The sequence below is a fragment of the Neorhizobium sp. SOG26 genome (genome assembly GCF_003491345.1).
GTDB lineage: Bacteria > Pseudomonadota > Alphaproteobacteria > Rhizobiales > Rhizobiaceae > Neorhizobium > Neorhizobium turbinariae.
This window is the reverse complement of sequence record NZ_CP025512.1, coordinates 1930324-1942731: the sequence shown is the minus strand read 5'-3', so window position 1 is coordinate 1942731 and position 12408 is coordinate 1930324. Positions and strand designations below refer to the sequence as shown.

Annotated in this window: 12 protein-coding genes; 5 read left to right on the top strand and 7 right to left on the bottom strand. The window is 62.1% G+C overall.

From position 1 onward, the window contains the following. Positions 1 to 174: 174 nt before the first annotated feature. The gene (locus CYG48_RS09605; RefSeq protein ID WP_118850182.1) at positions 175 to 1014 is read left to right on the top strand and encodes an alpha/beta fold hydrolase; all 840 of its coding nucleotides are present in this window, start codon (positions 175 to 177) and stop codon (positions 1012 to 1014) included. A 63-nt stretch (positions 1015 to 1077) separates the two neighbouring features. On the opposite strand, the gene CYG48_RS09600 is transcribed toward CYG48_RS09605, so the two are convergent. From CYG48_RS09600 to choX, 7 genes are all read right to left on the bottom strand, one after another. Continuing rightward, complete coding sequence (locus CYG48_RS09600; RefSeq protein WP_118850181.1) at positions 1078 to 2799, bottom strand: ABC transporter ATP-binding protein; 1722 nt, start codon at positions 2797 to 2799, stop codon at positions 1078 to 1080. 226 nt (positions 2800 to 3025) lie between these two features. Next, complete coding sequence (locus tag CYG48_RS09595; RefSeq protein WP_118851579.1) at positions 3026 to 4354, bottom strand: aspartate aminotransferase family protein; 1329 nt, start codon at positions 4352 to 4354, stop codon at positions 3026 to 3028. Positions 4355 to 4587: 233 nt separating this feature from the next. After that, complete coding sequence (locus CYG48_RS09590) at positions 4588 to 4908, bottom strand: ArsR/SmtB family transcription factor (RefSeq protein WP_118850180.1); 321 nt, start codon at positions 4906 to 4908, stop codon at positions 4588 to 4590. A gap of 114 nt (positions 4909 to 5022) precedes the next feature. Then, entirely contained in the window at positions 5023 to 5784 is a 762-nt protein-coding gene (locus CYG48_RS09585; RefSeq protein ID WP_118850179.1) for a HugZ family pyridoxamine 5'-phosphate oxidase, read from the bottom strand. A gap of 10 nt (positions 5785 to 5794) precedes the next feature. Then, complete coding sequence (choV, locus tag CYG48_RS09580) at positions 5795 to 6871, bottom strand: choline ABC transporter ATP-binding protein (RefSeq protein WP_118851578.1); 1077 nt, start codon at positions 6869 to 6871, stop codon at positions 5795 to 5797. A gap of 23 nt (positions 6872 to 6894) precedes the next feature. Continuing rightward, positions 6895 to 7737 (bottom strand): choline ABC transporter permease subunit, encoded by an 843-nt coding sequence (choW, locus tag CYG48_RS09575; protein ID WP_118850178.1) that lies wholly within the window; start codon positions 7735 to 7737, stop codon positions 6895 to 6897. A 76-nt stretch (positions 7738 to 7813) separates the two neighbouring features. Further along, on the bottom strand, positions 7814 to 8767 hold the full coding sequence (gene choX / locus CYG48_RS09570; protein ID WP_118850177.1) for a choline ABC transporter substrate-binding protein: 954 nt from the start codon (positions 8765 to 8767) through the stop codon (positions 7814 to 7816). 211 nt (positions 8768 to 8978) lie between these two features. Between choX and CYG48_RS09565 the strand changes: the two genes are divergently transcribed. From CYG48_RS09565 to CYG48_RS09550, 4 genes are all read left to right on the top strand, one after another. Then, complete coding sequence (locus tag CYG48_RS09565) at positions 8979 to 9566, top strand: thymidine kinase (RefSeq protein WP_118850176.1); 588 nt, start codon at positions 8979 to 8981, stop codon at positions 9564 to 9566. A 117-nt stretch (positions 9567 to 9683) separates the two neighbouring features. Further along, complete coding sequence (locus CYG48_RS09560; protein WP_118850175.1) at positions 9684 to 10133, top strand: pseudoazurin; 450 nt, start codon at positions 9684 to 9686, stop codon at positions 10131 to 10133. Positions 10134 to 10217: 84 nt separating this feature from the next. Continuing rightward, on the top strand, positions 10218 to 11153 hold the full coding sequence (locus CYG48_RS09555; RefSeq protein ID WP_118850174.1) for a hypothetical protein: 936 nt from the start codon (positions 10218 to 10220) through the stop codon (positions 11151 to 11153). A 74-nt stretch (positions 11154 to 11227) separates the two neighbouring features. Then, on the top strand, positions 11228 to 12391 hold the full coding sequence (locus CYG48_RS09550) for a DUF2333 family protein (RefSeq protein WP_118850173.1): 1164 nt from the start codon (positions 11228 to 11230) through the stop codon (positions 12389 to 12391). Positions 12392 to 12408 lie beyond the last annotated feature (17 nt).

Here is a 12408-nt window from a genome sequence, read left to right as displayed (position 1 = left end):
CCGTCGCCCTCGCTACCTTTTCATTATCGCGATAACAAATATCGCGAACTGTTAAACGCGGTTTCAGCCTCTAGACGAGGCCGTGGAGCCATATGAAGATGGAGGAGGGGCGCTCCCAAGCCCCTCTTGCATCACGGCATTACCTTCGAAGATTTACTCTGAAAGGATAGGACCATGAGCAGCAATTTCATCACCACCAAGGACGGCACGCAGATCTTCTACAAGGATTGGGGTTCGAAGGACGCGCAGCCAATCGTTTTCCATCACGGATGGCCGCTGTCTGCCGACGATTGGGACGCGCAGATGCTTTTCTTCCTGCACCAAGGCTATCGCGTCATCGCCCATGACCGGCGCGGACACGGCCGTTCGACCCAGAGCGACACCGGCAACGAGATGAACACCTATGCGGCCGATGTCGCCGAACTCGTCGCCAAACTCGACCTCAAGAATGCCATCCATGTCGGCCACTCGACGGGCGGCGGCGAGGTTGCACGCTACGTGGCGCAGTATGGTGGCGATGGACGCGTGGCCAAGGCCGTGCTGCTCGGTGCAGTTCCGCCGATCATGCTGAAGACGGAAAACAATCCGGGCGGCCTGCCGATGGAAGTGTTTGACGGCTTCCGGGCATCCCTTGCAGCCAACCGGGCACAGTTCTTCCGCGATGTGCCGGCCGGCCCGTTCTACGGCTTCAACCGCCCGGGCGCCCAGGTTTCAGAAGGCGCCATCCAGAACTGGTGGCGGCAGGGCATGATGGGCGGCGCGAAAGCCCATTACGATTGTATCGCAGCCTTCTCGGAGACCGACTTCACCGAAGACCTGAAGGCGATCGAAGTCCCGGTCCTCGTCATGCATGGGGACGACGACCAGATCGTTCCGATTGAAGACTCCGCCCTGCTGGCCGTCAAGCTTTTGAAAAACGGTACGCTGAAGGTCTATGAAGGCTTCCCGCATGGCATGGCTACGACCCACGCCGATGTGATCAACGCCGACCTGCTGGCCTTCTTCAAGGCCTGAGCAGACTGAGGGAAGAAGCAAAGGAGGCGGCTGACGTAGTCGCCTCCTTTTTCATTGTCCGCATCAGGCTACCGCGCCGAACTGGGCCTCGTGCAGGCGGGCGTAGGCACCGTTCATCCGCAACAGCTGGCTGTGGCTGCCTTCCTCCAGAATGCCCTGCGGGCCCATGACGACAATCCGGTCGGCATTGCGGATGGTGGCGAGGCGGTGCGCCACGACCAGCGTGGTGCGCCCTTTGGAAAGTTCACCAAGCGCCTGCTGGATGCTGAGCTCCGTGGCCGAGTCCAGCGCAGAGGTGGCTTCGTCGAGGATCAGGATTGGCGGGTTCTTGAGGAAGATGCGGGCGATCGCAAGCCGCTGCTTCTGGCCACCGGAGAGTTTCACACCGCGCTCGCCGGTTGGGGTGTCGAGGCCCTGCGGCAGCGACAGCACGAACTCTTCCAGTGAGGCGCGCCGCAGCGCCGCAATGACTTCCGCCTCGCTCGCGCCAAGCCGGCCATAGGCGATGTTTTCACGGATCGTCGAGCCGAACATGAAGACGTCCTGCTGGACGATGCCGATCTGGCTGCGCAGCGACGCCTGCGTCATGTCGCGGATGTCGATGCCGTCGATCAGGATCGAGCCGCTGTCGACCTCGTAGAACCGCGGCAGCAGCGAACAGAGGGTCGTCTTGCCCGCACCCGAGGCACCAACGAAGGCGACGGTTTCGCCGGGCGAGATCTTGAGGTTCAGGTGGTCGAAGACCTTGCCCTTGCCATCATAGCTGAAGCTGACGTCACGATATTCGATGGCACCGGTCAGGTGATCCACGACCTTCGCATTCGGACGGTCGGCGATGTCGGGTGCGGTGTCGATGAGATTGGCAAAGCGGGTGAAGCCGGCAATGCCCTTCGGATAGGTCTCGATCACCGAGGTGATCTTGTCGATCGGCCGGAAGAAGACGTTGACGAGCAGCAGGAAGCCGACAAAACCGCCATAGCTGAGTTCACCGGAGATGACGAGATAGGTGCCGGCCAGCATGACCATCAGTTGCACGAGGCGCGTGCTGAGGTAGCTCATGGTGATGCTCGCCGTCATATAGGCATAGGCGTTGAGCTTGGTGGTCTTGTAGCTTTCGTTGTTGGCGGCAAACAGCTGCTTTTCGTATTCCTCGTTGGCAAATGCCTTGACGACGCGAATGCCGCCGACGCTTTCCTGCACCCGGGTGTTGAAGTCGCCCACCTGGCGGAAGAGGTTGCGCCAGTTCGTGGTCATGCGTGCACCGTATTTGCTGACGAGCCAGGTCATGAACGGCACGATGGCGGTGGTGAGCAGCGCCAGCTTCCAGTTGACCGTGAACATCAGGATGAAGGCGCCGATGAAGGTCATGATCGCGATGAACAGGTCTTCCGGGCCGTGGTGCGCGACTTCGCCAACCTCTTCCAGGTCCTTCGTGACGTGGGTGATCAGCTGGCCGGTGCGGTTGTTGTCGAAATAACGGAAGGAGAGCTTCTGGATATGGTCGAAGGCCTGGCGCCGCATGTCGGTCTCGATCGAGATGCCGAGCGCGTGGCCCCAGTAGTTGACGACCGCCATCAGCCCGGTGTTGACGACATAAACGACGAGCAGCAGGGCAGAGGCTGCGGCAATCCAGCCCCATTCCTGCGCCGGCAGAAGGTCATCGACGAAATATTTGACCGCGAGCGGGAAGCCGAGCTCCAGCAGGCCGGCCAGCACGGCGCAGCCGAAATCGAGGAAGAACAGCGACTTGTATGGCGCGTAATAGGAAAAGAAACGACGAAGCATGCGACCCTCCGGGGGCGGGCTCAAACAATCGGAAGAGGGTTAGGCCAGGCTGTGCCGGACACGGCTGACACTGGCAGATGCGAGCGCCTTCTGTAGAGGCTCTTTCGCAGGCCGTCGAGTGGGGCGGCGCGCGAGGCAATCCGCATCCGCGTCTCTTGGCGATGAAGCATGCAGTGAAGCAGGGAGGGCAGGCGGGGGATGCCCCGCCGGCTCTCGAAGTCGAGGCTCAGATACTGTTTGAGAGGATCTCGCGCAGCTTGCCGAAGATCTCGTCGATATGGTGCTTCTCGACAATGAGCGGCGGCGACATGGCGATGATATCGCCGGTGGTGCGGATCAGCAGGCCCTTCTCGTAAGCCTTCAGGAAGGCGGTGAAGGCACGCTTGGTGGGCTCGCCCGCAATTGGATCAAGCTCAATGCCGCCGATCAGGCCGAGGTTGCGGATGTCGATGACATTCGGCAGGTCTTTCAGCGAATGCAGGCCGTCTTCCCAGTAAGGCGCGATGTCGCGGGCGCGCTCGAAGAGGCCTTCTTCCTTGTAGGTCTCGAGCGTTGCGAGGCCAGCGGCGGATGCGATCGGGTTACCCGAATAGGTGTAGCCGTGCATGAACTCGATCATGTGCTCCGGACCGTTCATGAACGCGTCATGGATCTCGGAGGTGACGAAGACGGCCCCCATCGGGATGACGCCGTTGGTCAGGCCCTTGGCGGTGGTGATGATGTCCGGCTTCACGTCGAAATACTGGGCGGCAAACGGCGCACCGAGGCGGCCGAAACCGGTGATGACTTCGTCGAAGATCAGCAGGATGCCGTGCCTGGTGCAGATCTCGCGCAGCTTCTGGAGGTAGCCCTTCGGCGGAATGAGCACGCCGGTGGAGCCGGCAACCGGCTCAACGATGACGGCCGCGACGGTCGAGGCATCATGCAGGGTAACGATGCGTTCGAGTTCGGTCGCGAGATCGCCGCCATGTTCGGGCTGGCCGCGGGTAAAGGCATTCTGACCCGGAAGGTGGGTGTGCGGCATGTGATCGACGCCGGTCAGGAGCGTGCCGAACATCTTTCGGTTGGCGACGATGCCGCCCACCGAGATGCCGCCGAAGTTGACGCCGTGGTAACCGCGCTCGCGGCCGATGAGGCGGAAGCGCGAGCCGTTGCCCTTCACGCGATGGTAGGCGAGTGCCACCTTGAGCGCCGTCTCCACCGACTCGGAGCCGGAATTGGTGTAAAGCACGTGGTTCATGCCTTCCGGCGCGATGTCCACCAGCTGGTTGGCAAGCTCGAAGGCCTTCGGGTGGCCGAGCTGGAAGGCCGGCGCATAGTCCAGTTCTCCTGCCTGTTCGCGGATCGCTTCGGTGATCTTCGGGCGGCAGTGACCGGCGTTCACGCACCAGAGGCCAGCCGTCGCATCGAGCACCTGGCGCCCGTCATACGTGGTATAGTGCATGTCCTTGGCGCCGACGAACATCCGCGGTTCCTGCTTGAACTGGCGGTTGGCTGTGAACGGCATCCAGAACGCACGAAGATCGTTCGGCGTGGTGTTAAGACGATTGGACATAAAGATCTCCGTGGCCATCGATTTCGGGTGGCCTATTCCCCTCGGCGGCTGTCGCCGTCTTTTGACTAGATGGTCAAATTATCAAGGGGAACGAAAGCGTCAACGGGTTTCGAGATCATGCCCGTGAGGCCCGGTTGCGGCAGCTATACCTGCCGCCCAAAAGGTTTGAGGGCCCGCATTCCTGCTGCCCCTCAACATCTCATGTATTCACCAAATCAGGTTGCGGCCTTGTTTCAGGCGGCGACGGACGTCTTCTGTTCTACCGTGCAGTAGATGTCTTCGAGCGTCTCGAGCACCTTCATGACCTGCTCGGAGGAACTGGAGTAATAGATGGTCTGTGCGTCACGACGCGTCTTCACGAGCTTCTGCGCACGCAGCTTCGACAGGTGCTGCGAAAGAGCCGACTGGCTCAGCCCAACCTGGTTTGCCAAGGCGCCGACGGCCACTTCGCCCTTTACGAGGCAGCAAAGGATCATCAGCCGCTTCGGGTTTGCCATGGCAGAGAGCAGGCCTGCGGCTGCGGTTGAGTGCTCGGATAGTTCCATCGTGTTCATCAGCTGTGTCCCCTCGTTTTCATAGCGGCCCCCCGCTCAAAAACATCCTTAATGATGGGTAAGAAATAACAAGTGTCTTAGACGATTGTATATACCTAAAATTTAGGTAGGGCGTCACCGCGCATTAGCGAATGCCGAAATATGGTTAAGCACGGCCTCGGGCGATACGGCCGGTTCATCGAACTCGTGCCGGAGGAGGATATCGCCGCAAATCAGCTCAAAACCGCTGCGATCCAGGCCTCCAAAGCGCCAGTTAGGGCTCTCGTGGCGCCCCAGATGGGCCGCAACAGCGGCAGCCTCGGCGGTCATGGTGGAGAGCTTTTCTTCCAGCTGCCGCCACTCTTCCCCGTCTGCCGGTTCAGCGATGACAAGGTCCGATCCGGGCAATATGTATGCACGGCCGAAGCCGGCATTGAGCGCGGCAGTCTGCGGCGTGATTCGCAAAAACTGAAAATCGCCAAAATCTAGGTAGAGCGCCGCCTTCGGGTGGCGGTTGAGGAATCGCGACCGGCGGCGTTCGTGCTGCGGCGTTTCCCGGCGCACCGGTTCTGCGATGCACTGCACGGTGATGCGCGGATGGGCGAGCGGATCGCCCTTGCCGGGTTCGCCGGCCAGCAGCGAGCAGCGAGGATCGGCGCGCAGCGCCTTCGTGTGACTGGCAAGGGCGGAGACGAGGATCACAGGCACGCCATCGATATCCGTTCCGGTGAGCACACGGCTGACGGAGGGGAAACCGGTTTCCGGATCAAGCACGGCAAGCGCCATGTAGCGGGCGCCGCGCAGGAGGGTGCGCGCCAGACGGCGCGCCTCGTCATCGGTGTCACGGATCACCTTGGGCTTGTCGCCCTCGGCTTTGATGTCGTTCTCGCTGGTCATCCGTCCGGTGTCATTCGTGCCGGCGGCGGTGGCGCGTCAGCCCGGCAATGATGTCATCCGCGTCGATCGTGCCGATGATGACGCCGTTGTCCACGACGCCGATCGCTCCGGGCTGGCGGGCGAGGGCATCGAGCACATCGACGAGCGGTGTCGTTGGCGTTGCGGTCGCCGAAAAGGGTGCCGCGCCGGACGTCTCGTTGATGCCGGGCCGCATGACGTCGCTGGCGCTCAGCATGGTGATCGGGTTCATGTGCTGCACGAAATCGGCCACATACTGGTCGGCCGGGGCGCGGACGATCTCCTGCGGCGTGCCGCACTGGATGATCCGGCCGCCTTCCATGATGGCGATGCGGTTGCCGATGCGGAAGGCCTCGTCGAGGTCGTGGCTGACGAAAAGGATCGTCTTCTTGAGGCGCCGCTGGAATTCCAGCAACTCGTCCTGAAGCCGGGTTCGGATCAGCGGGTCGAGCGCCGAGAAGGGTTCGTCCATCAGCAGGATCGGCGCGCCGGTGGCAAAGGCGCGCGCCAGGCCGACGCGCTGCTGCATGCCGCCAGAGAGTTCGCCGACCTTGCGGTCTGCCCAGGTGTCGAGGTTGACGAGCTCGAGTTGCTCATCGACACGCTTCTTGCGCTCGGCTTCACCGATGCCGGCAAGTTCGAGGCCGAAGCCGACATTTTCAGCCACCGTGCGCCAGGGCAGGAGGCCGAACTGCTGGAACACCATCGAGACGCTGTGCATGCGAAGGTCACGCAGCGTCTTGGGGCTTGCCGTATAGGGATCGACGGGGCCGGACGGCGTCTGCACGCTAACGCTTCCGCGGACCACCGGGGCAAGCCCGTTGACGGCGCGCAGCAGGGTCGACTTGCCCGAGCCGGATAGGCCCATGAGGACGACGATCTCGCCCTCGCGGATCGATAGCGAGGCATTAGCGACGCCGAGCACGATCCCGGTCTTGGCGCTGATTTCGTCACGCGTCTTGCCCTGGTCGACGAGAGGCAGGGCGCGCTCCGGCTTAGCCCCGAAGATGATGTCGACGCGATCGAAGACGACGCAGTCCTTTGCCTGTTCTGCCGGGGAGGCGGACATGGTGGCGGCGCTGTTCTGGTGGCTCATGATGCGCTGCCTCCCGACGTGCGGAACATGCGGTCGAGGATGATCGCGAGAATGACGATGCAGAGGCCGGAGTCGAAGCCGCGGGCTACGTTCACCGTGTTCAGCGCGCGAAGTACCGGAACGCCAAGGCCGTTCGCGCCGACGAGGGCCGCGATGACGACCATCGACAATGACAACATGATGGTCTGCGTCAGACCCGCCATGATCTGCGGCGTCGCATAGGGCAGTTCAACCTTGCGCAGCACCTGGCCGGGTGTCGCGCCGAAAGCGACGGCGGCTTCCGTAAGAGCCGTCGGCGTCGAGATGATGCCGAGACGGGTGAGGCGGATCGGCGAGGGGATGGCGAAGATGACCGTGGCGATGAGGCCGGGGACCATGCCGAGGCCAAACAGGATGAGCGCCGGGATGAGGTACACGAAGCTTGGCAGCGTCTGCATCAGGTCAAGCACGGGACGCATGGCGCTGTAGAGCCATTCGCGTCGGGCCGCGGCGATGCCGAGCGGTACACCGATCAGCATGCTGACGGCCGTTGCTGCACTTACGAGCGCGAGCGTCTGCGTCGTTTCTTCCCAATAGCCCTGGTTGAAGATGAACAGGAAGCCGGCAAAGGTGAAGAGCGCGAGCGGGATGGAGCGCCGTAGCGCGTAAGAAAGGCCTGCGAAGATCGCCATCACCACCAGCGGGTGAGGGGCCTGCAGAAGCCATAAAAGGCCGTCGATAACCGACGACAAGGTGGACGACAGCCACCTGAAAAACCAGTAGCCATTGGTCGTCAGCCAATCAACGACTGACTTCGCCCAGGCGCCTATGGGAATACGGTGCTCTTCGATCCAATCCACGCAGACCTGCCATTTTGAGAGAAAGAAAGGGCGGGTGCCGGAGCAGCGACGGGCTGCTCCGGCTCATGGATCTGGCTTAGAGGCCAAGCTCCTTCTTGACGGCCGCAAGACCGTCCTGGCCGTCGAAGGTGGTGACGCCGGCAAGCCACGGCTCGACGACGCTGCCATTGGCCTTCAGCCACGCCTTCGCAGCCTTCTCGTTGTCCTCGCCATCGTTGAGGATGCTGCCCATGATGGCGTTTTCCATGTCGAGCGAGAACTTCATGTTCTTGAGAAGCGTGCCGACGTTCGGGCACTCGTTGACATAACCGCCGCGGGCAACCGTGTAGACGGTCGCGCCGCCGAAATCGGGGCCGAAAACGGTGTCGTCGCCACCGGCGAGATAGGTGATCTCGTGCGCGACGTTCATCGGATGCGGCGCCCAGGCGAGGAAGATCACCGGCTTGTCTTCCTTGTCGGCGCGCGAAACCTGCGTCAGCATGCCCTGCTCGGACGACTCCACCACCTGGAAGCCCTTGAGCCCAAAGGTGTCCTTGTCGATCAGGTCAACGATCATGCCGTTGCCTTCGTTGCCCGGCTCGATCCCGTAGATCTTGCCTTCGAGGGCATCCTTGTGCTGGGCGATATCCTTGAAGTCCTTGATGCCCAGCTTGGCGCCGGCAGCATTGGTGGCGAGCGTGTACTTGGCGCCTTCGAGGTTCACGGTAATGGTTTCGATGGACTTGTCGTCCAGGTAAGCCTTGATGGCGCCCGCCTGGGCTGGCATCCAGTTGCCGAGGAAGACATCGATGTCCTTGTTCTTCATGGAAGAATAGGTCACCGGCACGCCGAGCGTCTTGACGTCTGGCTTGTAACCCAGAGCCTTGAGGATCGTTACGAAGCTGCCGTTGGTCGAGGCGAGATCGGTCCAGCCGACGTCGGAGATGCGGACGGTCTGGCAAGCCTCTGGTTCTGCTGCATTCGCCGTGCCGGCGATCGCAAGAAGCGAGGCGGCGGCCACGGCCGTTTTCAGGAAGGTGTCGACGCGCATGCTGTATGCTCCCTCTGATTTTTCTGCGTTCCCGCCATTATCAATATCCTGAGGAATGGCGCAAGCGCGCGCATCCGCGCGCATTCCCGGTGTCTTTGCGACATCGGGGGTACAGCGTGCTGCACCGACTGCCGCATAGGGGATCCCAGTTTTCTGTGGGTTGCGCCCGCGGCGACTTTTCCCGGCGCTGAAATGCGATCAGAAACCGGGCATGGCCAAGCTCTATTTCCACTACGCCACGATGAATGCTGGCAAGTCCACCATGCTGCTGCAAGCCTCCTATAACTACCAGGAAAGGGGCATGCGCACGGCAATCTTCACGGCCGCGCTGGATGATCGCGCAGGGCAGGGCAAGGTGGCCTCGCGAATCGGCCTGTCTTCCGACGCCATCCCCTTCAGTAGCTCCGACGACCTGTTCGAGACGATCAAGGAGATGCACATGCGCGAGCCGCTCGCCTGTGTCTTCGTAGATGAGGCGCAGTTCCTGACATCGGAGCAGGTCTGGCAGCTGGCGCGCGTGTCCGACCATGTCGGCATTCCGGTGATGGCCTATGGGTTGCGGACCGACTTCCAGGGCAAGCTGTTTCCCGGATCGCTGGAGCTGCTGGCGATTGCCGACGAGTTGCGCGAGGTGCGCACCATCTGCTTTTGCGGCCGCAAGGCAACCATGGTCGTGCGGCTCGATGCCGAAGGCAACCTCGTTCGCGAGGGCGCGCAGGTGGAGGTTGGCGGGAACGAAAAATACGTTTCGCTCTGCCGCCGGCACTGGGAAGAAAAGATGCGCTGCGAGGGCGCCTAGAAGTTCGCGGCTGCGGCAGATTGTCCATTGCCCACCGGCGGTTGAGGTGTGTCAACGCCAGGTGTTTGAGCGTCTCCTAAAACGGCGGCAACCAAATTGCCTAGCAGGAGATACCCCATGCGCAACGCTCGCCAAACCACTTTCGCCTTTGCCGCACTCGCCGCACTTTTTGCAGCGCCGGCCTTTGGTGCGGAAATCGAGATCAAGATGCTCAACAAGGGCGCCGACGGGCAGGCGATGGTCTTCGAGCCGGCTGCCGTGAAGGCGCAGCTTGGTGACACGATCAAGTTCGTGCCGGCCGACAAGGGGCATGACGTGGTCTCGATCGTCGGCCTGACGCCGGAAGGTGTTCCCGCCATCAAGGGCAAGATGAACCAGGAGCTTTCGGTCACCGTCGACCAGGCCGGCGCCTATGTCTTCAAGTGCACGCCACATTTCGGCATGGGCATGGTTGCCGTGGTTGTTGTCGGTGACCAGCCGGTCGATCTTGCGCCGGTCAAGGATGCCAAGATGCCGAAGCTCGCCAAGGAACGGCTTGCCGCCGAGATCACCGCGCTGGGGCTCTGACGCGCGCCGCCACGCCTTCCCCGCCGCCGTGGAAATTTCTTGCCGCGGCGCTATCTTCTGCCTGAGCGGGCAGGGAGGCAGGACGTGGCCAAGGTCAAGAGGTTCGACGGTGAGGTAGATCGCATCCGCGGTGTGTTTGCGCAGATGCGCGAGGCGCTGCAGCCGGTCATGCAGATGCTGCATGTGGCGGCCGAAGATGCGGTGCTGCCCGATGACGAAACCCTGCAGCGCGAAGAGGCGCGGCTTGAGGCGGAGATCGTAGAGCGGCGCAAGGCGGAAACGACGCTAGCGCGACTAGCCTACGAAATGTCGCGGCAGATCGCGCGCCGGAAGACGGAGTTCGAGGAACGCGAGGAGCCGAGCCGCTCTGACAGGCTGATCGGCTTGTTTTCCCGCTCGATGATGCAGCGCCGGCTGGAAGCGCGTGCCTCCAGTCCGTCCCTGCTTCTTCATCTCGAGGAACTACTGAGGCGCGGCGATCTGCTGGCCGGCATGATCCGCGAAGAGCGCGAACTGCTTGTGATGGAGCGGCGCCGGACCGAAAGCTGCCTTGTCACCTTCATCGACCATCGGCCAGAGATGATCCAGGCTTTGAAGGGCGAGACCGGCGAAGCGATGACAACACTGGAAGCGACGCGGCGGTTGCAGCGGATCCTTGCGACGTTCGAAGGCTTTGTCGGCGAGATCAACCACCGCATCGGCACCTGTAATGTGCTCCTGCACAAGATTTCCGCAGACATGGAGGATGTCCTGATCCTCTATCAGGTGGTGTTCGAAGCCTCGCGTCGCGATGGCAGTGAGCCGCTTGCGGTGGAGCGGTTTCCGTCGCTCCAGCAGGAGACGGACCGTTTCATGCGCGGCATGCTGACGATCCACGGGTTGAACGGCAGGCGCGAACGCGCCGATGCGGTTTTTGCCGCCCATTTTCCGGGCGTAGTGCCGGCAGAACCGCCGGTGCCAACCGTGCAACCGGCCAAGCGCCGATGGGGCCTGCCACGGTTGCGGCCGGCGCGGTCCTGATCGTCGCAAGGCCGTTGTGTCATGCCCGGCGAACACATATGTGTTGAGCCAACTAGCGCCTGACGGAGACCTCGATGCTTGAACGGATCACTGCCTTCTTCCAGAACGCCGGCCAGGCCATCGGAAGGGGGATCGGCCTGCTGTTCGCATGGCTCGTCTGGCCGTTCATGGCTGCGCATGGCTGGTATGGCCGTCGCCACTGGATGGTGAAGGGGCCGATCCTTGCCGTGCTCGCGGTGCTGATCGGGCTTTACGGCTACTTCTTTATCCAGACGCAGGTCTGGAGCGGCTTCAACCCGAACTTCATCGATACCTACCGCTGGTCGGAACGCACGGTGCCGGCGGGCCAGGAATTGCCGCCATCGACCGCACTAGCGGGCAGCGATGCGACGCCGGCCGCGACGGCTGCCAATCCGGCTGCGCGCCAGTGCCAGTCTTCGGCGATCGTCGATGCCGCAGCCGACCTCACGGACTTCAACGTCAACCAGAATGCCTGGATATCGTCGATGCTTCTCTATCGGCTCGGCTTCTTCGGCATTGATTGGGACCACACGCCGTTCCTTGACAACAAGGCCTCGTTCCAGCGTGGCGTGAACCAGGCAGTGCGCCGCACCTCGACGGAACTTGTCGATACGCTCGGTCGCGTGCGCGGCACATCGGGCATCAACAACAATCTCCAGGACGCGCGCGGCAACCTGCAGTTCGATGAATATTCCTGGTATTTCGGGCTTGATCCTTTCGGGTTTAAAACCCCGACGCCATCCTATTACCGCACGGCGATCGAGAAGCTGCGGGCGTTCAACCGCGACCTTACGATCTGTGCTGCGACCTTCGACAGCCGTGCCGACAACCTGGTGCAGTTCATCGACCGCATCGCCAACGACCTTGGCGGCACGGCGGCCATCCTGCGCGACCGATCCGAAAACCACAGTGCCGGCTGGTTCGACACGCGTGCCGACGACCGCTTCTGGTTCGCCTACGGACAGCTCTACGGTTATTACGCCATTCTTTCCGGCGCAGGGGCGGACTTCTCGCAGGTGATCCGCGAGCGCAATCTTGGCCAGATCTGGAACGACACGCTGAGCCGCTTCCGCTCGGCCCTCAACGTCCAGCCAACGATTGTGTCGAACGGCAGCGAAGACGGCATGATCATGCCAAGCCATCTTGCGGTGATGGGCTTCCATATCCTGAACGTGCGTTCGAACCTCGTCGAGGCGCGCGCGGTGCTGGACCGTTAAGGTTCGTCGCGACCGTG

What these genes read in the sequence shown, in the direction of transcription:
- CYG48_RS09600 (WP_118850181.1), bottom strand. Translation starts at nt 2,799, where the DNA reads ATGCTTCGTCGTTTCTTTTCCTATTACGCGCCATACAAGTCGCTGTTC.
- choX (WP_118850177.1), bottom strand. Translation starts at nt 8,767, where the DNA reads ATGCGCGTCGACACCTTCCTGAAAACGGCCGTGGCCGCCGCCTCGCTT.
- CYG48_RS09605 (WP_118850182.1), top strand. Translation starts at nt 175, where the DNA reads ATGAGCAGCAATTTCATCACCACCAAGGACGGCACGCAGATCTTCTAC.
- CYG48_RS09565 (WP_118850176.1), top strand. Translation starts at nt 8,979, where the DNA reads ATGGCCAAGCTCTATTTCCACTACGCCACGATGAATGCTGGCAAGTCC.
- CYG48_RS09595 (WP_118851579.1), bottom strand. Translation starts at nt 4,354, where the DNA reads ATGTCCAATCGTCTTAACACCACGCCGAACGATCTTCGTGCGTTCTGG.
- CYG48_RS09560 (WP_118850175.1), top strand. Translation starts at nt 9,684, where the DNA reads ATGCGCAACGCTCGCCAAACCACTTTCGCCTTTGCCGCACTCGCCGCA.
- CYG48_RS09585 (WP_118850179.1), bottom strand. Translation starts at nt 5,784, where the DNA reads ATGACCAGCGAGAACGACATCAAAGCCGAGGGCGACAAGCCCAAGGTG.
- CYG48_RS09590 (WP_118850180.1), bottom strand. Translation starts at nt 4,908, where the DNA reads ATGAACACGATGGAACTATCCGAGCACTCAACCGCAGCCGCAGGCCTG.
- choV (WP_118851578.1), bottom strand. Translation starts at nt 6,871, where the DNA reads ATGTCCGCCTCCCCGGCAGAACAGGCAAAGGACTGCGTCGTCTTCGAT.
- CYG48_RS09550 (WP_118850173.1), top strand. Translation starts at nt 11,228, where the DNA reads ATGCTTGAACGGATCACTGCCTTCTTCCAGAACGCCGGCCAGGCCATC.